Below are 25,869 nucleotides of genomic sequence, written 5' to 3' on the forward strand. Positions count from 1 at the left end.
AACTCTCAAAACAGCATTATCGCAAACTTACCTGTCGTAGCTGACCATCACGTTTGAAAGTGATGTTCCAGGTGCGCTGCTTTTTGCCGGTCAGCTTGGAAAGGTCTTTGGTGCTTTGAACTTCAGCGCCATTGATCTCAACCACGATATCACCGGGTTTAAAGCCGACATAGGCAGCAGTACTACGAGCTTTAATATCAGCAATTACAACGCCTGAAAACTCGTTGTACATGCGCAACTCTTCAGCCACAGCAGGAGAAAGATTCATAACCCGTACACCAGTAAATGGCGAGTTCCCTTTGATCTCTCTTTCATCTCTAGCCACAGTTTCCGGCGCACGCTCAAGGCTGATCTCGACAGCAAAGGCCTCACCACCGCGCAGCATCTCAAAACGCGTGACACCACCAACTTTCTTTGTAGCAAGACGGTAGCCATAAGCATCTGGATCATCCACCTGAGTGCCACCAACAGACATGATCAGGTCGCCGACACGAATACCAGCACGGTCAGCTGGGCTTCCTTCCTGAATACGTGTCACGAGAACCCCGCTAGGACGCTCCAGCCCCAGGCTGGCAGCAATATCAGAGCTGACTGGTTGCACACTGGTTCCAACCCACGGGCGGCGCACGATACCGCCCTCATCAGCAGCTGAAGCAACCACTTCCACCATATTGGCAGGGATTGCAAAACCAATACCGTTGGAGCCACCGGAACGCGAGAAGATCGCAGTGTTCACACCAACAAGATGACCGTTTAGATCAACCAGCGCCCCACCCGAGTTACCCGGATTGATGGCGGCATCTGTCTGAATGAAGAACTGATAGTCCGAGACACCGACCTGATTTCGCGCAACAGCGGAGACAATACCCTGCGTCACGGTCTGTCCAACACCAAACGGGTTCCCAATCGCCAGCACCAGATCACCCACCTCAAGTTCATCAGAGTTGGCAAACGGCACAACAGGGAACGCCCCTTCTGCGTTGCGCACCTTCAAAACGGCAAGATCTGTGCGCTCATCCATCAAGATGATATCGGCATCAAACTCACGTCGATCAGAAAGTGCCACACGCACCTCATCAGCGCCCGCGATAACGTGATGGTTGGTAATAATCGTGCCATCAGCAGAAACGATCACACCAGAGCCCAAAGAGCTTTGAACGCGGCTGCGCGAACGAGGTGCGAACCGATCGGATTGCTCACCAAAGAAACGACGGAAGAACGGATCATCAAAGAATGGAGAAACTCTGCGGCGCTCTTGCACGGTACGACTTGCGTACACATTCACCACCGCTGGCGCGACCTTCTTCACAATAGGAGCGAAGGAAAGTGAAATCTCGGCTTGAGATGTTGGAACAGTCTTTTCACTGGCCAGTGCACCAGTGCTTTGCGTTGCCACAACGCCAGTAGTCCCAAGAACTGCACAAAAAAGCAGATGAGCAGCTGACTTCCTGATTTGACCCATTCTTAAATCCCTTCGGCAAGAGCCCCCAGTTCACAATGATTTTCTTTCAAAAAATTTGGGAGCAGCAGGTTACAGATAAGTCTGCAATATGGAAATGAAAAGGCCAATCTGTCGGTTTTAAGCAGCGAGCTCGTATCCCCGAAAACTGCATGTGGATTTCAAACTAGTAACAGTTTGAGTGCACTAAAAAGATCACACCTGCTCAAAACGCAAAACGCCGGGTCACCCCGGCGCCTTACTCATCTCGATAAAACCTGACAGAACTTAGGCTACCCGGATATTCTCAAGGTATTCTTCAACCATGCTCTTCAGCTCTTCGGACTGGTGTGTCAGTTGATTTGCAGCACCAAGAACGTTTTCCGCTTCATGGCCCGCATCACTTGCGATCATGCTCACACGGGTAATAGCCTGAGCAACCTCAGAGCTACCAGACGTTACCTGCTGAATGTTGCTGGAGATATCTGTTGCGGTTACAGCCTGTTCCTGAACAGCACCTGCAATCGCAGTCGCCGCTTCATTCACGTCACCAATAACCGTGCTGATTTCCTTGATAGCCGCAACGGCTTTCTCCGTCTCAGCCTGAACAGATTGGATCTGAACACTGATCTCGCCAGTTGCCTGACCAGTCTGGTTCGCAAGGCCCTTAACTTCGGATGCAACAACCGCAAAGCCTTTACCAGCTTCGCCTGCACGAGCAGCCTCAATCGTCGCATTCAGCGCCAACAGGTTGGTCTGATCAGCAATATCATTGATGAGAGACACAACTTCACCAATGCGCTGCGCAGCTTCCATGAGACCGTTTACAGACACCTCAGCCGCAGCAGCCTTCTCAGCCGCTTGTTTGGAGACGTCAGCAGAACGACGGACCTCGCGGTCAATTTCACCAACAGTTGCAGAAAGCTCTTCAGCAGCACCAGCAACAGCCTGAAGATTCATCAGGGACTGTTCAGAGGCAGAAGACACCGTCTGTGCCTCAGTGTTGGTCTGCTCAGAGATGCTTGCCATACTCTTCGCGGTGGTTTCCAGATTACCGCCAGCGTCAGTCACAGTGGTCAGGATGTCTCGAACGCCAATATCAAAGTTCTCGTTCAAGGCATCCACGCGTTTCACGCGCTCTTCCTGTTCATGTTGCTCACGCACCTGTTTCTCATCCAGCTCTCTTGCACGGACAAGACCAGCCTGGAAAGACTGAACAGCTCGACCAATATCGCCGATCTCATCCTTACGCTGAGCAGAGATAATCTCCACATCCAGATTACCGTTCGCAATCTTATTAAGATTGGATGACAGGCGATTAAGCGGAGTAGACAGACTACGTGCCATGAAGATGCCAATTGCAGCAACAACCGCCAACACAACCAATCCGCTGATAATGATTTCTTTGGCGAGTGCATGCACAACAGCCAGCGCTTCGCTCACATCAGTCTTTGCGACAATAACAGTCGGCAGTTTTTCAAAGCCAAGTGGCAGGGCCAGAATAAACTGTTCCTTCACTTCCGCAAAGCCAACATTGCTTTCCAGGTTCGCCTGCAGGTCTTCAACTACTTTCGCAACAACCTCTGGATCATCTTTCTTCACCAGCGCCGTTGGCACATCAGACAAAACCTGATTGGAAAGGATCGCGCCATCAATGCGTGCCAGATAGGTCTGACCAGTCTCACCCATGTTCTCACGATTTTGCAAAACGCTATCGAAGAACTCAGAGCCGAGACGAATGGCGATCACACCCTTAAAGGTGACCTGATTGAAGTCTTCAACAAACACAGGAGCCGAAATCAAAAGGGATGCAGAATTTCCATCAGGCGCATATTGAGCAATCTCAGAATAGACCACATCGCCTTCAGTGGCTTTTGCCGCCTTGTTGAATTCCTGACTGAGCAATGTACCGGATAGCTTGCCATCCTTCACGCTCTCAAGAAACTCTGAGGACTTGGTCGCAGAATAGATAACCAGACCATTTGCATCCATGATCAGGATGTCCGCATAACCTCCACCGGTTACACTCGCCACAAAGTCTGGATGAACAACAGCATGACGCCAGGAATAAAGCGTCTTGTTACCATTCCCAGTCAGCTGCAGACGATCAGCAACAGACGAGCCACTCTTTTGGAAGTAGCTAAGGATATCATCCTTATCTGCACTCAGAGAATCCATTGAGGCCAGCAGGTCAGTCATGGTGACGCGCATGGCGCTACTCTTGACCAGACGCTTGATATCGCTATCAACGCGCTCCAGTTTTTCATCGAGAGTATCCCGACGAGCCTGTGCCACGAGTACGAGCTGTGTCTTGCTCGCTTCAGTCAGCGCGCTCTCAGCACGCGTATACCCAAGGAATGCCACAACGGCACTCGCAATAATTGCAAGCCCAACCATAATGAATGGAAGACGAACAGCAATACGATTAAAATAATTTTTGACTCTAGGTGAGGATACAGAGCCGCTCTCATCAGATTTAGAACGCATATTTGCCCCCGAGTAATACGTTGGGAGTATAGTCGGGCTATAGTGTTAATCTCCGCTTAAAACAAATATTTAAAATGCTTTTCAAATCGAAGAAAAATTGAAATACCGATATGATTTAGCTGTGTTTTCTCACAAAACTCGAAGCACGCTGTACTATCATAAGTTGCGGTACCAACCTGACACGAACAATCCAGTTCCACCTGTCAAAACTCACGTAACGCGAACTATTTCATCAGATTCGTTCTGCAAAAACTGAGGGCCTCTAAGCGAATTTCATTCAGGCAACAAAAAAGGGCACCCGAAGGCACCCTTTTTCAAATCGCTTATGCGAAAAGCTTATGCAGCAGCTTCAGCTGTCTCAGCAGCTTCTTCAGCAGCAGCGCGTGCACGATCTGCAGCGCCCTTAGCTTCTACGTCGCGCTCAACCAGCTCGATAACAGCCATTGGTGCATTATCACCATGACGGAAACCAGCTTTCAGCACGCGAGAATAACCACCCTGACGGTCCGCATAACGCTCTGCAAGGGTATCAAACAGCTTTGCTACCATTGCAGTGTCACGGATCTGGGAAATTGCTTGACGACGTGCATGCAGGTCGCCGCGCTTGCCCAGAGTGATGAGCTTCTCGATGATTGGACGCATCTCTTTTGCTTTCGGAAGCGTCGTAACAATCTGCTCATGCTGGATGAGCGAAGCTGCCATGTTAGCGAACATCGCTTTACGGTGGCTTGACGTCCGATTGAGCTTGCGGCCGGAATTACCGTGGCGCATGGCCCTCTCCTTTGTTAAGTCAATTACGATCTAGTAGATCAGATCGTCGGAACCTCACGCAGCGCGCTCGGTTCCTGTTCCTTTAATATTGGTGGTCTTCGTAGCGCTTAGCGAGCTCATCGATATTTTCAGGCGGCCAGTTTGCCACTTCCATACCGAGATGCAGGCCCATTTGCGCCAGAACTTCTTTGATCTCGTTGAGAGACTTACGACCGAAGTTCGGTGTACGAAGCATTTCTGCTTCTGTCTTCTGAATGAGATCGCCAATATATACGATATTGTCGTTCTTCAGGCAGTTTGCCGAACGTACAGACAACTCAAGCTCATCAACCTTCTTCAGCAGTGCTGGGTTGAACGCAAGTTCCGCGACTGTGTCTTCCTGAACTTCACGCTGTGGCTCTTCGAAGTTCACGAAGATAGACAGCTGATCCTGCAGGATACGAGCAGCAAATGCTACTGCATCTTCAGGGATCACAGATCCGTCAGTTTCAACAGTCAAAGTCAACTTATCATAATCAAGAACCTGACCTTCACGGGTGTTCTCAACCTTATAAGAAACCTTCTTAACCGGAGAATAAAGGCTGTCAACCGGAATCAGACCGATTGGAGCGTCTTCTGGGCGGTTAGCGGCAGCTGGAACATAACCCTTGCCGGTGTTTACAGTGAATTCGATGCGAACTTCCGCACCTTCATCAAGGTTACACAGCAGCAGACCTGGGTTAAGAACCTCAACGTCACCTACAGTTTCAATATCGCCAGCGTAGACCGCACCAGGACCCTGCTTACGCAGAACCATACGCTTTGGTCCCTCGCCTTCCATGCGAAGCGCGATTTCCTTGATGTTCAGGATGATGTCAGTCACATCTTCACGAACGCCAGGAATAGACGAGAACTCATGGAGAACGCCATCAATCTGAACCGCTGTCACTGCAGCACCCTGAAGGGAGCTAAGCAGAACGCGACGCAGTGCGTTACCAAGAGTCAGGCCGTAGCCACGCTCAAGAGGTTCTGCAATCACAGAAGCCTTAAAGCGTGCATCATCGCCAGCACGAATGTCGAGTTTAGTTGGCTTGATAAGCTCTTGCCAATTTTTTTGAATAGTCACGTTCATAAACCCTCTGGCTTTCCCGTTGACCTAAAAGTCAACTAATCCTTGCCTGGGTGGAAAACTAGCCTAACGAACTGTTAGACGCGGCGACGCTTGCGTGGGCGGCAACCATTGTGCGGGATCGGAGTTACATCACGGATAGATGTAATAACGAAACCTGCAGCCTGAAGCGCACGCAGAGCGGATTCACGTCCAGAACCTGGACCACGTACTTCTACTTCGAGAGTACGCATGCCGTGTTCAGCAGCCTTACGACCAGCGTCTTCGGCAGCGACCTGTGCAGCATAAGGGGTAGACTTACGAGAACCCTTAAAGCCAAGCGCGCCGGCAGACGACCAAGAGATCGCATTGCCCTGAGCATCGGTGATGGTGATCATGGTGTTGTTGAACGTAGAGTTCACATGCGCGACACCTGAAGAAATGTTCTTCCGTTCGCGACGACGCACGCGCGTCGATTCTTTAGCCATTATATTTCCTAACTTCGATATCTACACCGCCGTATAGCCGGCGGCTCCACCGGATAACCGGCTAGTTATTTCTTCTTACCAGCGATCGCCTTAGCAGGGCCCTTACGGGTGCGAGCGTTGGTATGAGTGCGCTGACCACGGACAGGCAGACCACGACGGTGGCGCAGGCCACGGTAACAGCCAAGGTCCATGAGACGCTTAATATTCATTGCAGTTTCACGACGAAGATCACCTTCAACGGTGTAGTCAGCGTCGATTGCTTCACGGACTTTAAGAACTTCTGCATCAGAAAGTTCGTTAACGCGACGTTCTGCAGCAATACCGACTTTATCGGTGATTTCCTGCGCGAACTTCGCACCAATGCCATGAATGTACTGCAGCGCGATAACTACGCGCTTATTCGTCGGAAGGTTGACGCCAGCAATACGTGCCACGTTTATTTTCTCCAATTACGAGGGTACGTTTGTTCCCTCTCCCATTTTTTTGCCGATAACACACCTACAACCATACAGGTTGAGGGCGCACCATCACACAGCAAAAAGATCAGCCTCGGTTTCCCAAGGAAAACCGGCGCCAATCGATTATGGTGTCGATGTGCGCCGGCTATACTTTATTATAAAGGCAAGCGCAAGCGCCTGCCTTCAAAAAGCACGGATTAAACCGTGCTCAAAATCGTATCGATCTCTGAAGCAACCTCGTCAACGGACTTCATGCCATCAACGCCCATCAGCATGTTCCGCTCACCATAGTACTTGATAAGCGGGGCTGTCTGCTCGTTGTAAACTGCAAGACGTTTCTTCAAAGACTCTGCATTGTCATCGGATCGAGCTTCCGCGCTTTCACGAGCACGTGTTTCGATACGCTCAAGAAGGATACCTTCATCAACCTTCAGCTGCACAACAGCATCAAGTCTCTGGTCCTTCTTCTCAAGCAGTTCGCCAAGAGCGTCAGCCTGAGCAATGGTGCGTGGGAAACCGTCCAGAATGAAGCCTTTTGCACAATCAGCCTGATCAATACGATCAGAAATGATGGAACAAATCAGGTCATCAGAAACCAGGTCACCACGTGTCAGAACATCTTTGACCTTCAAGCCGACTTCGGATTCAGCTGCAACAGCTGCACGAAGCATGTCACCAGTAGAAAGCTGGACAATACCATGCACCGCAACAAGTCGACCTGCCTGAGTGCCTTTACCAGCACCAGGAGGGCCAAGAAGAATCAATCTCATCTACGTTTCCCCCTCAACTTCGTTTTCTTCACCAAGCCCTCGTACTGATGAGCAAGAAGGTGCCCCTGGATCTGAGAAACGGTATCCATGGTGACGCTAACAACAATGAGCAGAGACGTACCACCGAAGTAGAACGGAACACCCGTTGCTGAGATCAGGAACTCTGGCAACAAACAAATGAGAGTTATGTATATTGCACCGACAACCGTAATGCGAGTTAGCACATGGTCAATGTACTGCGCAGTACGTTCGCCTGGACGAATTCCTGGAATGAAGCCACCATGCTTCTTGAGGTTGTCTGCTGTCTCCGATGGATTGAAAACAATCGCGGTGTAGAAGAAGCAGAAAAAGATGATTAATGCTGCATAAAGAGCCATGTAGGCTGGTTGACCGTGTCCCAGCAGCGCAGTGATTGTTGTCAACCACGCCATCGAACCAGTGGAATCACCGGTTTGGAAACTGGCTACAGTCGCTGGTACCAGCAACAAGGAGCTCGCAAAAATCGGTGGAATAACACCAGCCGTATTGAGTTTGAGTGGCAGGAACGATGTGTTCCCCTCAAACATCTTATTGCCCTGTTGGCGACGTGGGTACTGAATCAGCAAACGTCGCTGTGCACGTTCCATGAAGACGATAACGCCGATAACCACCACAGACAGTATGATAACTGCCAAAATGATTGGAGTTGCGAGCGCGCCCTGACGACCAAGTTCCAAAGTGGAAGCAATCGCAGAAGGAAGCCCGGCAACAATACCGGAGAAAATGATCAAAGAAATGCCGTTACCAATACCGCGAGAGGTGATTTGCTCACCCAGCCACATCAGGAACATAGTACCACCAACAAGGGTAAGAACTGTTGCAATACGGAAGAACCAGCCCGGATCGATAACAATGTTCGCGCCAGCCTCAAGACCAACGGAAATACCGTAGGCCTGGAAGGTTGCCAGAATCACTGTACCAAAACGTGTGTACTGGTTAATTTTTTTCCGGCCTTGCTCACCCTCTTTCTTCAGCTGTTCCAAAGCAGGAACAACAGAAGTCATAAGCTGGATGATAATCGACGCAGAAATGTAAGGCATGATGCCGAGGGCAAAAATAGCCATACGCTCGACAGCACCACCGGAGAACATGTTAAACAGGCCAACAATGCCAGTTTGTACGTTTCCGAAGGCCTGTGCGAGCGCGTCAGGATTAATTCCAGGCAGAGGGATATAGGTTCCGAATCGATAAACCAAAAGCGCGCCTAGCGTGAACCAGATCCGCTTCTTCAGTTCCTCGGCTTTAGCAAAGGCAGAAAAGTTAAGGTTTGAAGCAAGTTGCTCGGCAGCAGAAGCCATTCCGCGCTCCGGTCAGTTTGGATACACCCCGAAAAAAGACAAGGCTGTTAAGCCTTGCCTTCCTTGATTACGACCTTGCCACCTGCTTTTTCAACTGCTGTAACAGCAGTTTTGGAAGCACCAGCAATTTCGAAAATTACAGCAGTTTTCAGTTCACCGTCGGACAGAAGGCGTACGCCATCCAGAACGCGGCGAACAACGCCTGCTGCAACAAGTGCTTCAACAGTCACCGTCGCGGAAGCGTCAAGCTTACCAGCGTCGATTGCTGTCTGAACACGACCCAAGGACACAATGTTCAGGTCCTTAGCAAAGATATTGGTGAAGCCGCGCTTTGGAAGACGACGATGCAATGGCATCTGCCCGCCTTCAAAGCCCTTGATAGCAACACCCGAACGGGACTTCTGACCTTTGACACCACGGCCGCCAGTCTTGCCCTTACCGGAACCGATACCGCGTCCTACGCGGGTTCGGTCCGAAACAGCACCCGGGTTATCCCGGAGTTCGTTGAGCTTCATGATAGTTCTCCCGGTCCGCTTATGCTTCGTCTAAAACGCGAACCAGATGCTGAACCTTACGGATCATGCCGCGTACTTCTGGAGTATCCTTCAGAGTACGACGACGGTGCATCTTGTTCAAGCCCAGACCAATCAACGTAGCACGCTGACTAGCAGGACGGCGAAGCGGGCTACCGATCTGTTCGACTGTTACAGTCTTTTCAGTATTAGCCATGACACTAACCCTTGTTCTCAGTCAGCAAAAGCGAGGCTTATGCCTCAGCCTTTACTGGCGCCGCATCATCGTTGTCACGACGACGAGCCTGCAAGGAAGATACCTTGAGACCACGACGTGCTGCAACAGAACGCGGGCTGTCTTCTTTTTTCAGTGCATCGAAAGTCGCACGAACCATGTTGTACGGGTTGGAAGTACCAAGGGACTTCGCAACAACGTCCTGGACACCAAGTGTCTCAAACACAGCACGCATTGGACCACCAGCGATGATACCGGTACCGGCAGGTGCTGCACGAAGTACAACTTTACCTGCGCCGTGACGGCCTTCAACATCGTGGTGAAGAGTACGACCTTCACGAAGTGGCACACGAACCATAGTACGCTTAGCAGCTTCCGTTGCTTTGCGGATGGCCTCTGGCACTTCACGAGCCTTACCGTGACCAAAGCCAACGCGGCCTTTCTGATCACCAACTACTACAAGAGCGGCGAAGCCGAAACGACGACCACCCTTTACAACTTTAGCGACGCGGTTGATGTGAACGAGCTTATCGACAAATTCGCTGTCGCGCTCGTCACGATCCCGGTTATCCTGTCTCGCCATAATAATGTTTCCCGTTCTCTAGGAGCACCAAAAGGCGCTGATCAGAAGCTCAGACCGCTATCACGTGCTGCATCTGCCAAGGCCTGAACACGGCCATGATAGATATAACCACCACGATCAAACACGACTTCTTTGATACCAGCAGCAATAGCGCGTTCAGCAATAAGCTTGCCTACAGCAGCAGCAGCATCTTTATTGCCGCCGTTTTCTACTTTTACGTCTTTCTCAATGGTAGACGCGGACGCAAGGGTTACACCCTTGGTATCGTCGATGATCTGAGCGTAAATCTGCTTGGATGAGCGGAAAACGGACAGCCGAGGACGACCATTCGCTACCTTTTTGATCGAACGGCGCACACGGGCGCGACGACGTTCGAAAGAATTTCCATTCGCCATGGTCCGTACCGTTACTTCTTCTTGCCTTCTTTACGAACGATGAACTCGTCCGCATAACGAATACCCTTGCCTTTGTATGGCTCAGGTGGGCGATATTCACGAATGTTCGCGGCAACCTGCCCTATCTGCTGCTTGTCAATGCCGTTGATGACAATTTCTGTCGGCTTCGGACATTTGATTTCTACACCCTCAGGAATGTCGAACTTGACATCATGAGAGAAACCAAGAGCAAGATTAAGGGTCTTACCTTGAACCTGTGCACGGTAACCAACACCGGTAATCGCCAGCTGCTTTTCGAAGCCGGAGGTCACACCTGTGATAAGGTTAGCGACCATGGTGCGGGACATACCCCACAAAGAACGCGCAGTCTTTGACTGGTTGCGCGGATCAAGACGGATACCATCATCCGCCATATCGACCGAAACGAGATCGTTGACCACGAAGGAGAGTTCCCCCTTCGGGCCTTTAACGATAACATTCTGGCCGTTGATCGTTGCCGTTACCCCGCTTGGCACGGGGACTGGCTTCTTGCCAATTCGAGACATAAGATCAACCTGTCTGTTATTTTAGTTAATCGTGCAATGCCGCGTCAGAAGACGCGACAAAGTACTTCACCACCCACATTTTTCTCACGTGCATCGTGGTCTGCCATTACGCCCTGAGGAGTAGACAGAATAGATACACCCAAGCCGTTTGCAACGTGTGGGATGTTCTTGACTGAAGAATACACACGACGACCAGGCTTAGATACGCGCTCAATGGTGCGAATCACTGGTTCACCGTCGAAATACTTCAACTCAATTTCAAGCTCAGACTTGCCTGCACCGAAGTCAACAGCGGTATAACCGCGGATGTAACCTTCAGAAATCAGAACGTCCAAGATGTGCGCGCGCAACTTAGAAGCAGGTGTGCTTACTTTAGATTTGCGACGCATCTGCGCATTACGGATGCGCGTGATCATATCCCCGACTGGATCGGAAATCGACATAGCAGTAACTCCTTACCAGCTCGACTTCACGAGACCCGGGATCTTGCCCAGGGAACCCAACTCACGAAGCGCAATACGCGACATCTTAAGTTTGCGGTAGTAACCGCGTGGGCGACCTGTGACTTCACACCGGTTGCGTACCCGTGTAGGCGCGGAATTGCGCGGCAGCTTTGAAAGCTTCAGCCGTGCATTGAAACGCTCCTCCAGGGACAAGCTCTCGTCCTTGGCCATGGCCTTCAGGGCAGCACGCTTGTCAGCATATTTACTAACAAGAGCTACGCGCCGCTTGTTTTTCTCGACCGCGCTTTTCTTCGCCATCGTCTGTCCTCGTTCCTTTCCCGTATACCGCTTTTATTTGCGGAACGGGAAGTTGAACGCGCGCAGCAGTTCACGCGCTTCGTCATCGGTTTTAGCATTGGTACAAACAACAATGTCCATACCCCACATTTGATCTACTTTATCGTAGTCAATTTCAGGGAAAACAATGTGTTCTTTAAGTCCCATAGCGTAGTTGCCACGTCCGTCGAAGCTTTTCGGATTCAAGCCACGAAAGTCACGTACACGCGGAAGCGCGATTGTGATCAAACGATCCATGAATTCGAACATCTGGTTACGACGAAGTGTAACTTTAGTACCCAGCGGCATATCTTCACGAACCTTGAAGGTCGCGATAGATTTTCTAGCACGGGTAATAACCGCCTTTTGACCAGCAATCAAGCTAAGATCTTCAGCAGCGATACGAGCCTTCTTGCTGTCACCAACAGCTTCACCAACACCCATGTTCAAAACGATCTTTTCGACCGAAGGGATCATCATTGGGTTGGTGTAGTTAAACTTCTCCTGAAGCTCACCACGCACCACATCATTGTAGTGCGCCTTGAGCCGTGGAGTGTAAGTAGCGTCAGCCATCAATCACGTCTCCTGAACGCTTAGCGACACGAACAGTGGCGCCTGCATCATTAGTCGTGAAACCGACGCGGGTCGGCTTGCCATCCTTAGGATCAGCAATGGCAATATTGGAAAGCTGAATTGGAGCTTCCTTTGTGATGATACCACCTTCGCTCTGTTGGGTCTGGCGCTGGTGACGTTTCACCAAGTTAACGCCACGCACGACAGCGCGGTTGTCAGATGGAATCATCTGGAGAACTTCCCCAGTCTTTCCTTTGTCACGACCGGCAATTACGACGACTTTGTCGCCCTTTTTGATCTTCGCGGGCATCAGAGCACCTCCGGCGCAAGCGAAATGATCTTCATGTGATTCTTGCCACGCAGTTCACGAGGAACTGGGCCAAAAATACGTGTTCCGATCGGTTCTTTGTTGTTGTTGATCAGGACGGCAGCATTGCTGTCGAACCGGATCACACTGCCGTCAGCACGACGGATGTCTTTAGCCGTGCGTACGACGACCGCTTTCATCACGTCGCCCTTCTTTACACGACCCCGAGGAATTGCTTCTTTGACGGAGACAACAATGATGTCGCCAACGCCAGCATACTTCCGTTTGGAGCCGCCGAGCACTTTGATGCACATGACACGACGTGCGCCGGAATTATCGGCTACGTCGAGGTTAGTTTGCATCTGAATCATGACTCGTCGCCTTGTTCTTTCTCAGCACTCTAAAAGTTAGAAATGCTGGATGCGTTCACTAGCTCGCTGCTTCCGTAGAAACAACGGTCCATTTCTTATTCTTAGAGATTGGAGCACACTCTTCAATTTGAACGGTGTCGCCAACCTTGTAAGAATTATTTTCGTCATGTGCACGATACTTCTTCGTACGGCGCACAACTTTTTTCAGCAAAGGGTGGGTAAAGCGACGCTCTACCTTCACCGTTACTGTCTTTTCGTTCGCATCGCTAACAACGACACCCTGCAAAATACGCTTTGGCATCATTAGCTCCTTATGCGTTGTCAGACACGCGCTTGTCGCGCAAGACTGTCTGGATCCGCGCAATGTCCCGGCGAACCTGACGGACACGAGCGGTGTTTTCGAGCTGACCAGTTGCTCTCTGGAAACGCAGGTTGAACTGTTCTTTTTTCAGCTCTTCCAGGTTTGCCTTGAGCTCATCTGAGGTCTTAGCTCTTACGTCGCTAGCCTTCATGGCCTTTTCCTTTCGATGTCCGATTACTCACCAATGCGCTGGACGAACCGGCACTTGATTGGGAGTTTAGCAGCGGCCAGACGCATTGCTTCACGAGCAATATCTTCAGACACACCGTCCATTTCGAACATGATGCGACCAGGTTTCACCCGGCACGCCCAGTACTCAGGAGAACCTTTACCCTTACCCATCCGAACTTCAGCCGGCTTGGAGGACACAGGAACGTCCGGGAAGATTCTGATCCACACGCGACCCGCACGCTTCATGTAACGGGTCATTGCACGACGGGCAGCCTCAATCTGACGAGCGGTGATCCGCTCTGGTTCCATGGCTTTCAGGCCAAAGGCACCAAAATTGAGGTCCGTACCACCCTTGGCATTGCCATGGATGCGGCCCTTGTGCTGCTTGCGGAACTTAGTACGCTTTGGTTGCAGCATCGTTTTCTCTCGCTTTAATAGTTAAGCCGTGTGAAGGCGCTGCTTACGCAGCGCGCTCACGCCGACCGCCACCTTGGCGTTCGCTCTTGCCACCACCTTCAGTCGCACGACGTTCAGAAGCCATTGGATCATGCTCAAGGATTTCGCCCTTGAAGATCCAGACTTTAACGCCACACGCACCGTAAGCGGTGTGTGCTGTAGCAGTGCCGTAGTCGATGTCTGCACGAAGAGTGTGCAGAGGCACGCGACCTTCACGGTACCATTCGATACGTGCGATTTCCGCACCACCAAGACGACCACCGCAGTTAATACGGATGCCCTGGGCGCCAAGACGCATTGCAGACTGAACTGCACGCTTCATGGCACGGCGGAAAGCAACACGACGCTCGAGCTGCTGAGCGATAGATGCTGCAACAAGCGCTGCATCGGTCTCCGGCTTGCGCACTTCAACGATGTTGAGGTGCACTTCCGAATTTGTCATCTCGGACAGCTTCTTGCGAAGGCGTTCGATGTCTGCACCTTTTTTACCGATAACAACACCTGGACGACCAGAGTGAATAGTTACACGGCACTTTTTGTGCGGACGTTCAATGACGACCTTGGATACAGCAGCCTGCTTAAGTTCTTTAAGCAGATATTCGCGGATGCGAAAATCTTCATGAAGAAGATCGCCGTATTCGTTCTTGCTAGCAAACCAGCGAGAGTCCCAGGTACGGTTGATGCCAAGACGAAAACCGATTGGATTAATCTTCTGACCCATCAGGCAGTCTCCTCAACTTCCCGAACCACGATAGTCAGGTTGGAAAACGGCTTTAGGATCCGTCCAACACGACCACGAGCTCGCGGCTGGAAACGCTTCATGACAAGCGCTTTGCCAACATAAGCCTCGGCGACGACAAGATTGTCGACGTCGAGATCATGGTTGTTTTCCGCATTAGCAATAGCAGACATCAAGGTCTTCTTGACGTCGCCTGAAATGCGCTTACGGGAGAAAGTCAGATCAGCAAGTGCTGTACCAACCTTCTTACCGCGAATGGATGCAGCAACGAGGTTCAACTTCTGCGGGGAAACCCGCAGCATGCGGCAAACCGCCTTTGCCTCGTTGTCTGGGAGCATCCGCTCATGCTTCTGCTTGCCCATCGCTACTTCCTCTTTGACTTTTTGTCAGCGCCATGGCCGTAGTAGGTACGAGAAGGAGCGAATTCGCCCAACTTGTGCCCAACCATGTCTTCACTGATCAAAACAGGAATGTGCTTTTGACCGTTATAGACGCCAAAAGTCAACCCCACAAAGTGCGGCAGAACGGTAGAACGTCGGCTCCAGGTCTTAATGACCTCATTCCGGCCGGATTCACGAACCTTATCCGCTTTCTTCAGGAGGTAACCGTCAATAAACGGCCCTTTCCAGATCGAACGTGCCACGATCCGTTCCTCTTACTTCTTACGCGCGTGACGAGACCGAACGATAAACTTATCGCTGGACTTGTTACTGCGTGTGCGCTTGCCTTTGGTCGGCTTGCCCCAAGGGGTAACCGGATGACGTCCACCGGAGGTGCGACCTTCACCACCACCATGTGGGTGATCGACAGGGTTCATCGCAACACCACGAACGTGTGGGCGACGACCCAGCCAACGGGAACGACCAGCCTTACCAAGGTTGATGTTCGCGTGGTCCTGGTTGGATACCGCACCAACGGTAGCCATACAGGTGCCAAGAACGCGACGCTGTTCACCGGAAAGCAGACGGATGACTGTGTAACCAGCATCACGACCAACGATCTGAGCGTAAGCACCAGCTGAGCGAGCAATCTGCGCGCCTTTGCCTGGCTTCATCTCGATGTTGTGGATGATGGTACCCACTGGAATAGAAGCCAGAGGCATAGCGTTGCCTGGCTTAATATCCACAGCTTCACCAGCTACAACCTTATCGCCAGCAGCAAGACGCTGTGGTGCAAGGATGTATGCCTGCTCGCCATCATCATAAGTGATGAGAGCGATGAAAGCGGTGCGGTTTGGATCGTATTCCAGACGCTCAACAGTACCGACAACGTCGAATTTACGACGCTTGAAGTCGATCAGGCGGTAGGTACGTTTGTGACCACCACCAATGTTGTTCGCAGTCTTACGACCGTGGTTGTTACGACCACCGGACTTGGACAGACCTTCAGTCAATTTCTTGACTGGCTTGCCTTTCCAAAGATCAGAACGGTCTACCTGGACCAGCTGACGACGGCCAGGAGATGTCGGATTAAATGTCTTAAGTGCCATTTTGTCCTACCCCTTACAGACCGGTCGTCACGTCGATGGACTGACCATCTTCCAGAGTGACCACAGCTTTTTTGAAGTCGTTCTGTTTGCCGACAACACCTTTGAAGCGCTTGGTTTTACCCTTGCGAACCAGTGTGTTGACTGCTTTGACTTTTACGCCAAACAGAGCTTCAACAGCTGCTTTGATTTCCGGTTTTGTTGCAGTGAGAGCAACCTTAAAAACAACCTTATTCTCTTCAGAGGCAAAAGTAGCTTTCTCGGTGATCACCGGAGATACGATTTTGTCGTAGTGAACGAGCTTGCTCATTAGAAGCGCTCCTCCAAAGCTGCAACTGCCGCTTTGGTCAGGACCAGCGTATCACGACGAAGAATGTCGTAAACGTTGATACCCTGTACCGGCAGTACATCTACGAGTGGAATGTTACGAGTAGCCAAACCGAAGTTTGCATCTACTTCAGAACCGTCCACGAACAACGCACTGTTCAATCCGAGAGAACCGAGCTGATCCTTCAGAGCCTTGGTTTTGGCTTCTGCTGATTTCGCATCCTCAACAACAACAAGGTTGCCAGAAGCTGCTTTTGCAGACAGAGCATGCTTCAGACCCAGAACACGAACTTTTTTAGGAAGCTCATGAGCGTGCTCACGCACAACTGGACCAAATGCCCTACCACCACCACGGAACTGAGGTGCTTTACGGTTACCGTGACGTGCGCCGCCAGAACCTTTCTGGCGTACGAATTTTTTGGTGGTACCATTAACTTCGGAACGACCCAAAGTTTTATGTGTACCAGCCTGGCGCTTTGCAAGCTGCCAGCGAACAACACGCTGGATTAGGTCGATACGTGGCTCGAGACCAAAGATCTCGTCAGACACTGTGATCGAACCCGCTGCGTTACCGCCGAGGGTTTTAACCTCGAGTTCCATCACTCACCTTCCTTCCCGGCTTCAGCCGCTGCAATAGCAGAGTTCTGACGGAATGCACCTGGTACAGGAACGTTCTCTGGCAGAGCCTTCTTAATTGCATCACGAACCAGGATCCAACCGCCTTTAGAGCCAGGTACAGAACCTTCAACCATGATCAGACCACGTTCTACGTCAGTACGTACAACTTTCAGGTTCTGAGTGGTTACGCGTTCAGCACCGAGGTGTCCGGCCATTTTCTTGCCTTTAAACACCTTACCTGGATCCTGACACTGACCGGTAGAACCGTGCGCACGGTGTGAAACAGACACACCATGAGAAGCGCGACCACCACCGAAGTTGTGACGCTTCATCGCACCAGCAAAGCCCTTACCGATAGAGGTGCCGGTTACATCCACGAACTGACCGTTAAGGAAGTGGTCAGCTGTAAGCTCAGCACCAACTTCGATCAAGTTCTCTTCAGAAACACGGAACTCAGCGAGTTTGCGCTTAGGCTCAACTTTTGCAACTGCAAAGTGGCCACGCATCGCGCGGTTCGTGTTCTTAACTTTTGCCGCACCCACGCCCAACTGAAGCGCAGTGTAGCCGTTCTTGTCTGCCGTCCGGTGAGCAACAACTTGACAGTTGTCTAGACGCAGTACTGTAACGGGCACGTGTTCGCCTGCCGCGTTATAGATACGGGTCATACCCACCTTCTGTGCGATCACTCCAGAACGCATTACTGTGTCCCCTTGCCGCACTTAGAGCTTGATCTCGACATCAACGCCAGCAGCCAGGTCGAGCTTCATCAAAGCATCTACTGTCTGTGGTGTTGGGTCGACGATGTCCAAAAGACGCTTATGAGTGCGCATTTCGAACTGATCACGGCTCTTTTTATCAACATGCGGTCCGCGAAGTACTGTGTACTTCTCAATCCGCGTCGGCAACGGAACTGGTCCACGCACTTGTGCGCCGGTCCGTTTCGCCGTGTTCACGATTTCCTTAGTGGAAGCGTCAAGAACACGGTGATCAAACGCCTTCAGGCGGATCCGTATATTCTGACCGTTCATGACTAATCCTTAACTGAGCAAGGCAACTGCGGTTTAACACAAGATCAAACCGCAGTTCGAACTCAATTCTTATTCGATGATTTCAGCTACAACACCAGCGCCGACGGTACGACCGCCTTCACGGATAGCGAAGCGCAGACCATCTTCCATAGCGATTGGTACGATAAGTTCAACTGAAACAGCAACGTTATCACCAGGCATCACCATTTCTGTGCCTTCTGGCAGAGAAACAACACCAGTCACATCAGTTGTACGGAAGTAGAACTGTGGACGGTAGTTGGTGAAGAATGGAGTGTGACGTCCACCCTCTTCCTTGGTGAGGATGTATGCCTCAGCCTTAAACTTAGTGTGAGGAGTAACGGAACCTGGTTTACAAAGAACCTGGCCACGCTCAACGTCTTCACGACCAACACCACGGATCAATGCACCGATGTTATCGCCAGCTTCACCCTGATCGAGCAGCTTGCGGAACATTTCAACACCAGTAACAGTGGTCTTAGATGTATCTTTAACGCCAACGATCTCAACTTCGTCACCAACGTGAACGATGCCTCGCTCTACGCGACCGGTTACAACAGTACCACGGCCAGAGATAGAGAACACGTCTTCAATCGGCATCAGGAATGGCAGATCGCGTGGACGGTCAGGAGTTGGGATGTATTCGTCAACTGCAGCCATCAGCTCTACAATTTTGTCTTTGCCGATCGCGTCATCGCGGTCTTCAAGAGCAGCAAGTGCAGAACCAGCAATGATTGGAATATCATCGCCTGGGAATTCGTAGGAAGAAAGAAGTTCACGAACTTCCATTTCTACGAGTTCAAGCAGTTCTTCGTCGTCAACCTGGTCAACTTTGTTCATGAAGACAACCAGAGCAGGCACACCAACCTGACGAGCGAGCAGGATGTGCTCACGTGTCTGAGGCATTGGGCCGTCTGCAGCGTTAACAACGAGGATCGCGCCGTCCATCTGTGCAGCACCAGTGATCATGTTTTTCACATAATCAGCGTGGCCTGGGCAGTCAACGTGTGCGTAGTGACGAGCTTCGGTCTCATACTCAACGTGCGCAGTGGAGATAGTGATACCACGTGCGCGCTCTTCAGGAGCACCGTCAATTTCGTCGTATGCTTTAAAATCACCAAAAGATTTAGTAATCGCAGCAGTCAGCGTAGTTTTGCCGTGATCAACGTGGCCGATTGTGCCGATGTTGACGTGCGGCTTATTACGTTCAAATTTTTCCTTCGCCATGGGCGTAGCTCTCTATTTAATCGTAGTTCCGTCGATCAAGGCTTGAAGCCAATAAAAGACCCCAAGGATTCTGTTAGGATACCTTCAGCAAAGAGCGAGAAGAGATTGGAGCGGGTGAAGGGAATCGAACCCTCGTATTCAGCTTGGAAGGCTGCTGCTCTACCATTGAGCTACACCCGCATTACCAATTTCAAGTCGATGGTGGAGGAGGTTGGATTCGAACCAACGTAGGCATAGCCAGCGGATTTACAGTCCGCCCCCTTTAGCCACTCGGGCACTCCTCCGAGATCGACTAAAATTCTCTAAAAGAGAACTTTTTGAAACTCGTTTTGCCAAACACGCCGCTTAACCGCTAAGCAGTTGCGCCGCGTCCTGTGGCGCGGTTTATGCCGCTGAGAACGCCATCTGTCAACGCCTCTTTTGCATGTGCCTGTGCAAAATCAACAAGGCAGTTAGTTTTCCCCCTTTTTTGTCGGAGAACTAACCGACGGAATCTACGTATGACCTTGCTAAATCACAGCTCTTCACACCAAACCCGGCAATTTTGGTGCAAATTCTTTTTTTGGCAAAGTGAAAAGATTCCACACATGAACACCCTCTCAAATTCACTAGACCTGCTCTTTTTATATAAGCAGCAAAAAAGGAATGTTTAGTCTCCCCTCTTTATTCCCTTGAAGCGAAAACATCACCGGAGTATCGAGAGGCTATGAGCAACTTTAAAAAACAAAAGAGCGCAGGCGGCAACCGCTGGAGCCCTGAGCAAAGCCCAGAGCGAGGCAATGATCGCCCCCATGAGAAAAGCCGGCCCGATGGAAAACCGTCTGGTGGATTTTCAAAGGGCAAGCCCTGGCTGAAGAAATCAGCTGCTGAAGACGGCCCTTTCTATATATATGGACTTCACACCATTGAAGCCGCCTTTAGAAATCCAGAACGCACTCGCCACAAGCTCCTCATAACGCAAAATGCATTACGGCGGCTGGAAGAGCGTAATCTGAAGATTGACGTTCCGGTTGAAGAAGCCAGCCCCCGCAACATCGACAAGCTGGTTGGCAAAGATGCCGTCCATCAGGGCGCTGCGCTGCTGGTGGATGCCCTTCCTGAATATGGACCGGAAGAACTCCAGGACGGTCAGCTCGTTCTGGCACTCGATCAGGTCACCGATCCGCACAATGTCGGCGCCATCCTACGTTCCGCTGTCGCCTTGAGTGCTGACGCTGTTGTCACCACCCGCCGTCACGCACCTGAAGAAGGCCCGGTCCTTGCCAAAACAGCAAGTGGCGCGCTGGATATGATCAAACACGTCCGCGTCCCGAACATGTCTCGTTTTGTCGATGAAATGAGAGACAAAGGCTATCAGGCAATCGCATTGGACAGCGAAGGCCCGAACTCCGTCGAAAATACAACATTCACGGATAAGACCCTGCTGGTCCTCGGCTCAGAAGGAAAAGGTGTACGTGAAGGCGTCCGCAAAAACTGCGACGCCCTCGCCCGCTTGGACATGCCGGGAGAGATCAAATCCCTAAACGTCTCCAACGCCGCGATCCTATCCCTCTACGTCGCTCGCATGAAAATGGGGCTGTCCTAACCGACAGCCTCCGGACGCTGGACCTGTCTCCGGATGGAAGCTCAGCTACCAAAGTAAAACACAGCCAAAGTTGCTACTCGCGATAAACGCAAAATGTCAGCCTCTGATTTCCATCAGGGACTGACATTGCAATGTTTCATCAAAAAGGTCTTCAACAACTCAGACCTAGAGCATGTTTCAATCAAGAACGATGCTATCTGGCTTTGTAGGAACAGCGGGTACTGTGATGTAGGAAAAACCCTCTCGGGTATGGCACGCCATACACTCTGAGCTCATAACCGCAACAGCCTCTTCAAAAACTTCAAAGTTCTGAGTTTTAACCGCCTCGTCCAAATCTCCAAAAACGTTCTCACGAAATATATTGATGGAAGCGGCTCGTTTGGTGCGTGCCGTAGCAACTCGATCCATCATTTTTTCCATGGCCTCGATTTGATACTCTGCAAACTCCCATTTATCTTGCTTGCCTGCCCAGTACATAGTTTGGAAGCGGTAGGCAATTTCTGGCATCCAGTGTGATGTGCCCGGCGTAATTTTCACCAATGCTTCCAATTGCTCTTCTGGAGTTCCTGTTACTCTCCAATCAGGAGCCTTTTCTGCATGCGCCAGATAGCTTGAAGAATACACAGTGCCTGTCAAAAGCAATGTCAGGCTCAAAATAGGGATGCAAAGCGCAGATGCTCGTTTCATACGGACCTCGGGGGAGTGCTAAAATTGGCAGAAACCACTGAATGATGAGTTGACACCTCACCCAGCGTTGTCTTCGCAAGAAGAGTAAAAAATGATCAGTATTTACACAGACCTCACTTGCTTGAGCACTGACTACCCACCTTACTTTAAGGCAGATTTAAGCGCTCAGTTTTGTGGGATTCTGCGAAATAGCTTTCGAAAGACCGCCGCGGCTTTGGCTGGCAGCTTGGCGCTTTTTGCTTGCTGTAAATTGTTGTATTGCTTGCCGACAGCAATCAGCCCCACCATGCCCTTGCCGAAATGTGGAAGACATTTATATCCATAAACACCTTCCTTCGTCAGCGTGAGGTCATAAGTCGCCTTAAGCCTGCTCCGCCAGGGCGATACTCCTGCAGGTATCATCCCGGAAATTGAGACGGTGTTGTGAGTTCCTCTGACATTCACAAACCGCACGGTATCGCCGACTTGTGCTTCCAGATAGGCAGGGCTGAAGAAATCCCGATCCATTCTGATTGTATGGATTGCACCTGCGTTAGAACCGGTTACTGAGAGTAAAAAGGAAACGAGCGCTGGCATTAAAACAAGCGTACTTCTTTTATTCATGAAGATTGTCTCATGTTTTTTGATTTTGCATGGGGCAACGGTTTTCACCGCTATCTAACTCCTGAATTTGCTCAAGAGACCCGGCAACCGATAAAGCCCTTGTTTTAACGCAGTTTTAGGAGCGCTCCGGTTTCGCAGGCGTACGAGACCGCTGAAACCCTCCATTCAGGAGCATCGCAGCCGGCATGACGGCCTTGGATGAAATTTTATGATTATCGCTCGGTCTTCCGGTCTTAAAGCAGCGAAATTACAGAGTAAAAGACCTTCACTTCAGGAGGTTAAGGCCGTGGCAGAAGCAAAAACAACACGGAAAACACTCCCTCCACCCGGATTATCATGGATGGATATTTCTGCCCGGCAGCGCATTGCTATATCTCCGACAATTGCCAGTCCCAGACCAGTTCCCTGCACTTTGCTATCTGGCAACCGCCAAAAGCGCTGAAAAATTTTGTCTCTATAGCAAGATGGAATACCTGGCCCCTCGTCAATCACATCAAGTGTTCCTGCGGGGCTAATTCGAACGCAAATACCAGCGTTTGACGGACACACTGCAAGAGCGTTTTCAACGAGATTACGCAGCAGATCTCCAATCAGCCCTTTATCACCCTGCACCCAAAGAGGACCTGCTTCCTTTTCCAAGGAGAGCCTGACATTCTTTTTCGTCGCCAAAGGTGCAATATAGGAAAGCACAGTGACAGCTACAGCATTTAGATCACTAACCTTTTCCTGCTCTTCAGATCGCGTTTCCAATCGGGAAATTGTCAGGATTTGATCCACGGAACGAGTCATTCTATCAAGATCACCCCTTAGAGCAATCACTTGAGGCGTTTGTTGCAAGTCCTCCAAACCAGCACCCAACACCTGCAACGGCGTCCTTAGCTCATGCGCAACATTTTCGGTGAAGTGGCGCTGCGTTGTAAAACCATCTTCTATGCCAGAAAGCATGGCGTTTATCGCTTTCACCATCGGGGCTACTTCGGAAGGCAAATCTCTCACAGGGAGCCGCTGGTCAAGAGATTTCGGTTTAATCTGAGCCGTAAGACGTGAAAGATGCCGAAGAGGTTTCAAACTGCGCCTTAACGTATGTGCAGTCACAAAAATTGTTGCAAGCATCATAACCGGAACGACCCAGCCAACATTTGAAAAGAGCTCCATAAAGGCTTGCTGATGACTGCTGGCTTGTAGTGGCTCATGCAAAATAAACAAATGAACCCAGAGCCATCCGAGGATCACAGAAAACGAGCCGATAAGAATGACTGAGATTCGAACGACAAGCTTGTTCTCAAGAGACTGAAGCTTACTCATAAGCTGTCCAACATGTAGCCCAGCCCACGATAGGTATGAATCTCCAACCCCGCATCCAGTTGTTTGAACTTGCGCCGAAGATTGTGAACATGAACCGGTATAGTGTTCGACTCTGGAATCTCCAGCCCATAGACTTTGTTCAAGAGATCGTCTTTGGTCACAACGTGCCCACGGTTGCTAATCAAGCTCTCAAGAACCAGCAGTTCATGCCTTGGCAAGGGCAAGGCCACCGCGTTGACCGTAGCTGTCCGAGATTTAAAGTTGTAGGAAAGACTACCGACAGTTTCAGTTTTACCAAACACGGATCCTGGTCGGCGCAACAAAGCTCGCATTCTTGCAACAAGCTCAGACATCGCAAACGGCTTGACCAGATAATCATCTGCTCCAGCCTCCAACCCGTCAATGCGATCTTCAATTGCATCACGGGCGGTCAGCATCAGGATTGACAGATCATTACCTTCCTTCCGAATTGACGAAACAAACTCAATCGCATCTCCATCCGGCAACATTCGATCAGCAATTAACGCATCAAACATCTCAGACTTCATGAGCATTTGCGCATCTTCAACACATCCGCACTGATCTACTGAAAACGCAGCAGCCACCAAGGCCTTTTCAATTTGCTGAGCGATACGTCTTTCATCTTCCACTACTAAAATCCGCATTCAACTCTCTTGTTGACCAGGACACTTACAAACATATGCACATGGTACATCTCAAGCTTAAGCCAAAGTTAAGTCCCAAAACCTTGCGTCCTGTGCGAAGCCTTGCTCAACCCTCTACAATAGCCAACCCAGTATTCTCAACCCTTAAATAGGAACTGTAATGTGTAGGTAGGCACCATTGCTTCACTTTTCATGATGCAGATACAACTCACTTGTCCTGCAAGACCAGCAGCAACCGGGTCAGCTTACAACAGACAGTATTTTATATTGCACACGCTTCCTGGTGGCCCAGTTCAACATAGGACAGGATCCACTTTGAGGACATCACTGGTCGTTCTCATCACGACACTCAGCTTGTCACCACAACAAACAGCAAGACTATTCCGGCCATCATGAGCACAGGTAATCCAGAGAGCAGTTATAGTCGGTACCTATCGTTTTGCACCTGCGACGCCCTGAGTTTCACTAGAACACCCTTCGGCTCCCCAACAGGACACCTTTCGCGCCACGCTGCGTCTCCTCACTCAACCACCAAAGCTTCCACATTCTGGCAGACGCCCCGACTGCCGAACAAAGAACGCTGCTCAAAAGACCTGCAGCCCAAAACATCCACTCACACGAACAACCTCATCGCAGGCCCGCAAACACCACCAAAAGCAACAGCTGCCAGGACACCCAAAAAAGCAGAGCTGACATCCAGTGAACATGTATGCTTCGCACTTTCTAAATTCACCGAAGCGGAAATTCATCGGCTCCACTCCCCTTCCATCCCCCAGCTGCAGCCAAGGGGGAATAAAGCAGCTCAACTCACACCCAAACCGACACTGCCACCACTCCTTTAATCAGCCGGTGTTTTTCGGCCACCACCTCATAGGAACGCAGAAATTCCCAATACCGTTCAAACGAACGTACAAAACAACGCAGACGCGCAAACCAAGAAATTTTCTATCAATATCAATAGGCTGCATCCTACGCATGTGGAAAAGAAGCCCTAAAACAACCAGATCAACCCCGAATTCACCCAAAAAATTCGTTCCCCTGTGAATTCTTCCAAATTTTTGCATTTTTGGGATTTACAAACCCCGCCAGCGCCCGTAAATACCCCTCCAACGAAGACGACGCCGGTATAGCTCAGATGGTAGAGCACCTGACTTGTAATCAGGGGGTCGCGGGTTCGATCCCTGCTGCCGGCACCACTTCCCTCCCAATAAAATCAAATAGTTGAGCGCCGTTCTTAAATGAACGGATAAAGAACGTACGACCTTTTGCGACCGTCGCAAATCGCACGTGCGACTTTTTCTGTTCTCCACCCGTTCACTTTGGTTTCGTTCTGTGGCGCGGCGTGAGATTTTGCATAGGTGGGCGATATAACGTGCACAGCGGCCTTTTTTCTTTCCCTACAAAATATGAGCGTTAGAAGGACGACAAAACGTGACTTTCTAACGCCCGGTTTAGTG

General features: G+C 50.6%; 35 protein-coding genes and 3 tRNA genes. 2 read left to right on the forward strand and 36 right to left on the reverse strand.

Annotated features, from left to right (window positions below):
* Positions 1 to 16 precede the first annotated feature (16 nt).
* The 32 genes from PsAD37_RS21890 to PsAD37_RS22045 all read right to left on the reverse strand — a co-directional run bounded on the left by PsAD37_RS21890 (position 17) and on the right by PsAD37_RS22045 (position 19,851).
* Entirely contained in the window at positions 17 to 1,462 is a 1,446-nt protein-coding gene (locus PsAD37_RS21890) for a DegQ family serine endoprotease (RefSeq protein ID WP_063297929.1), read from the reverse strand.
* A gap of 264 nt (positions 1,463 to 1,726) precedes the next feature.
* Entirely contained in the window at positions 1,727 to 3,925 is a 2,199-nt protein-coding gene (locus tag PsAD37_RS21895) for a methyl-accepting chemotaxis protein (protein WP_063297930.1), read from the reverse strand.
* Between the two features lie 336 nt (positions 3,926 to 4,261).
* Positions 4,262 to 4,696, reverse strand: coding sequence for a 50S ribosomal protein L17 (rplQ, locus tag PsAD37_RS21900; protein ID WP_057463418.1), 435 nt, complete (start codon positions 4,694 to 4,696; stop codon positions 4,262 to 4,264).
* A gap of 82 nt (positions 4,697 to 4,778) precedes the next feature.
* Positions 4,779 to 5,807 (reverse strand): DNA-directed RNA polymerase subunit alpha, encoded by a 1,029-nt coding sequence (locus tag PsAD37_RS21905; protein WP_057463419.1) that lies wholly within the window; start codon positions 5,805 to 5,807, stop codon positions 4,779 to 4,781.
* A 74-nt stretch (positions 5,808 to 5,881) separates the two neighbouring features.
* Entirely contained in the window at positions 5,882 to 6,271 is a 390-nt protein-coding gene (rpsK, locus tag PsAD37_RS21910; RefSeq protein ID WP_054664941.1) for a 30S ribosomal protein S11, read from the reverse strand.
* 65 nt (positions 6,272 to 6,336) lie between these two features.
* Positions 6,337 to 6,705 carry a 30S ribosomal protein S13 gene (rpsM, locus tag PsAD37_RS21915; protein ID WP_063297931.1) on the reverse strand — a complete coding sequence of 123 codons (369 nt, stop codon included), beginning with the start codon at positions 6,703 to 6,705 and terminating at the stop codon, positions 6,337 to 6,339.
* A 221-nt stretch (positions 6,706 to 6,926) separates the two neighbouring features.
* Complete coding sequence (locus tag PsAD37_RS21920; protein WP_063297932.1) at positions 6,927 to 7,499, reverse strand: adenylate kinase; 573 nt, start codon at positions 7,497 to 7,499, stop codon at positions 6,927 to 6,929.
* On the reverse strand, positions 7,496 to 8,836 hold the full coding sequence (secY, locus tag PsAD37_RS21925) for a preprotein translocase subunit SecY (protein WP_063292673.1): 1,341 nt from the start codon (positions 8,834 to 8,836) through the stop codon (positions 7,496 to 7,498). The genes PsAD37_RS21920 and secY overlap by 4 nt, the downstream gene beginning before the upstream one ends.
* A 47-nt stretch (positions 8,837 to 8,883) precedes the next feature.
* Positions 8,884 to 9,351 (reverse strand): 50S ribosomal protein L15, encoded by a 468-nt coding sequence (gene rplO, locus PsAD37_RS21930; protein ID WP_063297933.1) that lies wholly within the window; start codon positions 9,349 to 9,351, stop codon positions 8,884 to 8,886.
* A gap of 19 nt (positions 9,352 to 9,370) precedes the next feature.
* Entirely contained in the window at positions 9,371 to 9,565 is a 195-nt protein-coding gene (gene rpmD, locus PsAD37_RS21935; RefSeq protein ID WP_057463423.1) for a 50S ribosomal protein L30, read from the reverse strand.
* Positions 9,566 to 9,602: 37 nt separating this feature from the next.
* Positions 9,603 to 10,166 carry a 30S ribosomal protein S5 gene (gene rpsE, locus PsAD37_RS21940; protein WP_063292674.1) on the reverse strand — a complete coding sequence of 188 codons (564 nt, stop codon included), beginning with the start codon at positions 10,164 to 10,166 and terminating at the stop codon, positions 9,603 to 9,605.
* A gap of 41 nt (positions 10,167 to 10,207) precedes the next feature.
* A complete protein-coding gene (rplR, locus tag PsAD37_RS21945) occupies positions 10,208 to 10,561 on the reverse strand; it encodes a 50S ribosomal protein L18 (protein ID WP_057463424.1) in 354 nt (117 codons plus the stop codon).
* Between the two features lie 11 nt (positions 10,562 to 10,572).
* Positions 10,573 to 11,106 carry a 50S ribosomal protein L6 gene (rplF, locus tag PsAD37_RS21950; RefSeq protein WP_063297934.1) on the reverse strand — a complete coding sequence of 178 codons (534 nt, stop codon included), beginning with the start codon at positions 11,104 to 11,106 and terminating at the stop codon, positions 10,573 to 10,575.
* Between the two features lie 44 nt (positions 11,107 to 11,150).
* A complete protein-coding gene (gene rpsH, locus PsAD37_RS21955; protein ID WP_057463426.1) occupies positions 11,151 to 11,549 on the reverse strand; it encodes a 30S ribosomal protein S8 in 399 nt (132 codons plus the stop codon).
* A gap of 12 nt (positions 11,550 to 11,561) precedes the next feature.
* Complete coding sequence (rpsN, locus tag PsAD37_RS21960) at positions 11,562 to 11,867, reverse strand: 30S ribosomal protein S14 (protein ID WP_057463427.1); 306 nt, start codon at positions 11,865 to 11,867, stop codon at positions 11,562 to 11,564.
* Between the two features lie 33 nt (positions 11,868 to 11,900).
* A complete protein-coding gene (rplE, locus tag PsAD37_RS21965) occupies positions 11,901 to 12,458 on the reverse strand; it encodes a 50S ribosomal protein L5 (protein WP_057463428.1) in 558 nt (185 codons plus the stop codon).
* The gene (gene rplX / locus PsAD37_RS21970) at positions 12,451 to 12,768 is read right to left on the reverse strand and encodes a 50S ribosomal protein L24 (RefSeq protein ID WP_057463429.1); all 318 of its coding nucleotides are present in this window, start codon (positions 12,766 to 12,768) and stop codon (positions 12,451 to 12,453) included. Before rplX ends, rplE begins: the two co-directional genes overlap by 8 nt.
* The gene (rplN, locus tag PsAD37_RS21975; protein ID WP_057463430.1) at positions 12,768 to 13,136 is read right to left on the reverse strand and encodes a 50S ribosomal protein L14; all 369 of its coding nucleotides are present in this window, start codon (positions 13,134 to 13,136) and stop codon (positions 12,768 to 12,770) included. The genes rplX and rplN overlap by 1 nt, the downstream gene beginning before the upstream one ends.
* Before the next feature lie 58 nt (positions 13,137 to 13,194).
* Positions 13,195 to 13,437 (reverse strand): 30S ribosomal protein S17, encoded by a 243-nt coding sequence (gene rpsQ, locus PsAD37_RS21980; protein WP_057463454.1) that lies wholly within the window; start codon positions 13,435 to 13,437, stop codon positions 13,195 to 13,197.
* Positions 13,438 to 13,447: 10 nt separating this feature from the next.
* Entirely contained in the window at positions 13,448 to 13,648 is a 201-nt protein-coding gene (rpmC, locus tag PsAD37_RS21985) for a 50S ribosomal protein L29 (protein WP_063289479.1), read from the reverse strand.
* A 23-nt stretch (positions 13,649 to 13,671) separates the two neighbouring features.
* Positions 13,672 to 14,085 carry a 50S ribosomal protein L16 gene (gene rplP, locus PsAD37_RS21990; protein WP_057463432.1) on the reverse strand — a complete coding sequence of 138 codons (414 nt, stop codon included), beginning with the start codon at positions 14,083 to 14,085 and terminating at the stop codon, positions 13,672 to 13,674.
* A 43-nt stretch (positions 14,086 to 14,128) separates the two neighbouring features.
* Positions 14,129 to 14,845, reverse strand: a complete 717-nt coding sequence (gene rpsC, locus PsAD37_RS21995) for a 30S ribosomal protein S3 (protein WP_057463433.1) — start codon at positions 14,843 to 14,845, stop codon at positions 14,129 to 14,131.
* Complete coding sequence (gene rplV, locus PsAD37_RS22000; RefSeq protein WP_057463434.1) at positions 14,845 to 15,225, reverse strand: 50S ribosomal protein L22; 381 nt, start codon at positions 15,223 to 15,225, stop codon at positions 14,845 to 14,847. Before rplV ends, rpsC begins: the two co-directional genes overlap by 1 nt.
* A 2-nt stretch (positions 15,226 to 15,227) precedes the next feature.
* Positions 15,228 to 15,506: a 30S ribosomal protein S19 gene (gene rpsS / locus PsAD37_RS22005; protein ID WP_057463435.1), complete on the reverse strand. Its 279-nt coding sequence runs from the start codon at positions 15,504 to 15,506 to the stop codon at positions 15,228 to 15,230.
* A 12-nt stretch (positions 15,507 to 15,518) separates the two neighbouring features.
* Entirely contained in the window at positions 15,519 to 16,352 is an 834-nt protein-coding gene (gene rplB / locus PsAD37_RS22010) for a 50S ribosomal protein L2 (RefSeq protein ID WP_057463436.1), read from the reverse strand.
* Between the two features lie 13 nt (positions 16,353 to 16,365).
* A complete protein-coding gene (locus PsAD37_RS22015; RefSeq protein WP_057463437.1) occupies positions 16,366 to 16,659 on the reverse strand; it encodes a 50S ribosomal protein L23 in 294 nt (97 codons plus the stop codon).
* Entirely contained in the window at positions 16,659 to 17,276 is a 618-nt protein-coding gene (gene rplD, locus PsAD37_RS22020; RefSeq protein ID WP_057463438.1) for a 50S ribosomal protein L4, read from the reverse strand. The genes PsAD37_RS22015 and rplD overlap by 1 nt, the downstream gene beginning before the upstream one ends.
* Complete coding sequence (gene rplC / locus PsAD37_RS22025) at positions 17,276 to 17,992, reverse strand: 50S ribosomal protein L3 (protein ID WP_057463439.1); 717 nt, start codon at positions 17,990 to 17,992, stop codon at positions 17,276 to 17,278. The genes rplD and rplC overlap by 1 nt, the downstream gene beginning before the upstream one ends.
* 21 nt (positions 17,993 to 18,013) lie before the next feature.
* Positions 18,014 to 18,322 carry a 30S ribosomal protein S10 gene (rpsJ, locus tag PsAD37_RS22030; RefSeq protein ID WP_008547405.1) on the reverse strand — a complete coding sequence of 103 codons (309 nt, stop codon included), beginning with the start codon at positions 18,320 to 18,322 and terminating at the stop codon, positions 18,014 to 18,016.
* Positions 18,323 to 18,391: 69 nt separating this feature from the next.
* Entirely contained in the window at positions 18,392 to 19,567 is a 1,176-nt protein-coding gene (gene tuf / locus PsAD37_RS22035; RefSeq protein WP_063297935.1) for an elongation factor Tu, read from the reverse strand.
* Between the two features lie 106 nt (positions 19,568 to 19,673).
* Positions 19,674 to 19,747, reverse strand: a tRNA-Gly gene (locus tag PsAD37_RS22040).
* Positions 19,748 to 19,766: 19 nt separating this feature from the next.
* Positions 19,767 to 19,851 (reverse strand) — tRNA-Tyr (locus PsAD37_RS22045).
* Positions 19,852 to 20,273: 422 nt separating this feature from the next.
* Here PsAD37_RS22045 and PsAD37_RS22050 point away from each other — a divergent pair.
* On the forward strand, positions 20,274 to 21,152 hold the full coding sequence (locus tag PsAD37_RS22050; RefSeq protein WP_063297936.1) for an RNA methyltransferase: 879 nt from the start codon (positions 20,274 to 20,276) through the stop codon (positions 21,150 to 21,152).
* 177 nt (positions 21,153 to 21,329) lie between these two features.
* Here PsAD37_RS22050 and PsAD37_RS22055 read toward each other — a convergent pair whose 3' ends face one another.
* The 4 genes from PsAD37_RS22055 to PsAD37_RS22070 form a co-directional block, all read right to left on the reverse strand.
* Complete coding sequence (locus PsAD37_RS22055; protein WP_153039844.1) at positions 21,330 to 21,839, reverse strand: hypothetical protein; 510 nt, start codon at positions 21,837 to 21,839, stop codon at positions 21,330 to 21,332.
* Positions 21,840 to 22,004: 165 nt separating this feature from the next.
* A complete protein-coding gene (locus PsAD37_RS22060; RefSeq protein ID WP_063297938.1) occupies positions 22,005 to 22,490 on the reverse strand; it encodes a plastocyanin/azurin family copper-binding protein in 486 nt (161 codons plus the stop codon).
* A gap of 222 nt (positions 22,491 to 22,712) precedes the next feature.
* A complete protein-coding gene (locus PsAD37_RS22065; RefSeq protein ID WP_063297939.1) occupies positions 22,713 to 23,747 on the reverse strand; it encodes a HAMP domain-containing sensor histidine kinase in 1,035 nt (344 codons plus the stop codon).
* Entirely contained in the window at positions 23,744 to 24,412 is a 669-nt protein-coding gene (locus PsAD37_RS22070; RefSeq protein WP_084408050.1) for a response regulator transcription factor, read from the reverse strand. The genes PsAD37_RS22065 and PsAD37_RS22070 overlap by 4 nt, the downstream gene beginning before the upstream one ends.
* A 1,120-nt stretch (positions 24,413 to 25,532) precedes the next feature.
* Here PsAD37_RS22070 and PsAD37_RS22075 point away from each other — a divergent pair.
* Positions 25,533 to 25,608 (forward strand) — tRNA-Thr (locus tag PsAD37_RS22075).
* The last annotated feature ends 261 nt before the right edge of the window (positions 25,609 to 25,869 follow it).

Source organism: Pseudovibrio sp. Ad37 (assembly GCF_001623075.1).
Taxonomy (GTDB): domain Bacteria; phylum Pseudomonadota; class Alphaproteobacteria; order Rhizobiales; family Stappiaceae; genus Pseudovibrio.

Bases quoted from the DNA above. Each gene is read 5' to 3' on its own strand.
- PsAD37_RS21890 (WP_063297929.1), bottom strand. From the start codon at position 1,462: ATGGGTCAAATCAGGAAGTCAGCTGCTCATCTGCTTTTTTGTGCAGTT.
- PsAD37_RS21895 (WP_063297930.1), bottom strand. From the start codon at position 3,925: ATGCGTTCTAAATCTGATGAGAGCGGCTCTGTATCCTCACCTAGAGTC.
- rplQ (WP_057463418.1), bottom strand. From the start codon at position 4,696: ATGCGCCACGGTAATTCCGGCCGCAAGCTCAATCGGACGTCAAGCCAC.
- PsAD37_RS21905 (WP_057463419.1), bottom strand. From the start codon at position 5,807: ATGAACGTGACTATTCAAAAAAATTGGCAAGAGCTTATCAAGCCAACT.
- rpsK (WP_054664941.1), bottom strand. From the start codon at position 6,271: ATGGCTAAAGAATCGACGCGCGTGCGTCGTCGCGAACGGAAGAACATT.
- PsAD37_RS21920 (WP_063297932.1), bottom strand. From the start codon at position 7,499: ATGAGATTGATTCTTCTTGGCCCTCCTGGTGCTGGTAAAGGCACTCAG.
- secY (WP_063292673.1), bottom strand. From the start codon at position 8,836: ATGGCTTCTGCTGCCGAGCAACTTGCTTCAAACCTTAACTTTTCTGCC.
- rplO (WP_063297933.1), bottom strand. From the start codon at position 9,351: ATGAAGCTCAACGAACTCCGGGATAACCCGGGTGCTGTTTCGGACCGA.
- rpmD (WP_057463423.1), bottom strand. From the start codon at position 9,565: ATGGCTAATACTGAAAAGACTGTAACAGTCGAACAGATCGGTAGCCCG.
- rpsE (WP_063292674.1), bottom strand. From the start codon at position 10,166: ATGGCGAGACAGGATAACCGGGATCGTGACGAGCGCGACAGCGAATTT.
- rplR (WP_057463424.1), bottom strand. From the start codon at position 10,561: ATGGCGAATGGAAATTCTTTCGAACGTCGTCGCGCCCGTGTGCGCCGT.
- rplF (WP_063297934.1), bottom strand. From the start codon at position 11,106: ATGTCTCGAATTGGCAAGAAGCCAGTCCCCGTGCCAAGCGGGGTAACG.
- rpsH (WP_057463426.1), bottom strand. From the start codon at position 11,549: ATGTCGATTTCCGATCCAGTCGGGGATATGATCACGCGCATCCGTAAT.
- rpsN (WP_057463427.1), bottom strand. From the start codon at position 11,867: ATGGCGAAGAAAAGCGCGGTCGAGAAAAACAAGCGGCGCGTAGCTCTT.
- rplE (WP_057463428.1), bottom strand. From the start codon at position 12,458: ATGGCTGACGCTACTTACACTCCACGGCTCAAGGCGCACTACAATGAT.
- rplX (WP_057463429.1), bottom strand. From the start codon at position 12,768: ATGCCCGCGAAGATCAAAAAGGGCGACAAAGTCGTCGTAATTGCCGGT.
- rplN (WP_057463430.1), bottom strand. From the start codon at position 13,136: ATGATTCAGATGCAAACTAACCTCGACGTAGCCGATAATTCCGGCGCA.
- rpsQ (WP_057463454.1), bottom strand. From the start codon at position 13,437: ATGCCAAAGCGTATTTTGCAGGGTGTCGTTGTTAGCGATGCGAACGAA.
- rpmC (WP_063289479.1), bottom strand. From the start codon at position 13,648: ATGAAGGCTAGCGACGTAAGAGCTAAGACCTCAGATGAGCTCAAGGCA.
- rplP (WP_057463432.1), bottom strand. From the start codon at position 14,085: ATGCTGCAACCAAAGCGTACTAAGTTCCGCAAGCAGCACAAGGGCCGC.
- rpsC (WP_057463433.1), bottom strand. From the start codon at position 14,845: ATGGGTCAGAAGATTAATCCAATCGGTTTTCGTCTTGGCATCAACCGT.
- rplV (WP_057463434.1), bottom strand. From the start codon at position 15,225: ATGGGCAAGCAGAAGCATGAGCGGATGCTCCCAGACAACGAGGCAAAG.
- rplB (WP_057463436.1), bottom strand. From the start codon at position 16,352: ATGGCACTTAAGACATTTAATCCGACATCTCCTGGCCGTCGTCAGCTG.
- PsAD37_RS22015 (WP_057463437.1), bottom strand. From the start codon at position 16,659: ATGAGCAAGCTCGTTCACTACGACAAAATCGTATCTCCGGTGATCACC.
- rplD (WP_057463438.1), bottom strand. From the start codon at position 17,276: ATGGAACTCGAGGTTAAAACCCTCGGCGGTAACGCAGCGGGTTCGATC.
- rplC (WP_057463439.1), bottom strand. From the start codon at position 17,992: ATGCGTTCTGGAGTGATCGCACAGAAGGTGGGTATGACCCGTATCTAT.
- rpsJ (WP_008547405.1), bottom strand. From the start codon at position 18,322: ATGAACGGTCAGAATATACGGATCCGCCTGAAGGCGTTTGATCACCGT.
- tuf (WP_063297935.1), bottom strand. From the start codon at position 19,567: ATGGCGAAGGAAAAATTTGAACGTAATAAGCCGCACGTCAACATCGGC.
- PsAD37_RS22050 (WP_063297936.1), top strand. From the start codon at position 20,274: ATGAGCAACTTTAAAAAACAAAAGAGCGCAGGCGGCAACCGCTGGAGC.
- PsAD37_RS22055 (WP_153039844.1), bottom strand. From the start codon at position 21,839: ATGAAACGAGCATCTGCGCTTTGCATCCCTATTTTGAGCCTGACATTG.
- PsAD37_RS22065 (WP_063297939.1), bottom strand. From the start codon at position 23,747: ATGAGTAAGCTTCAGTCTCTTGAGAACAAGCTTGTCGTTCGAATCTCA.
- PsAD37_RS22070 (WP_084408050.1), bottom strand. From the start codon at position 24,412: ATGCGGATTTTAGTAGTGGAAGATGAAAGACGTATCGCTCAGCAAATT.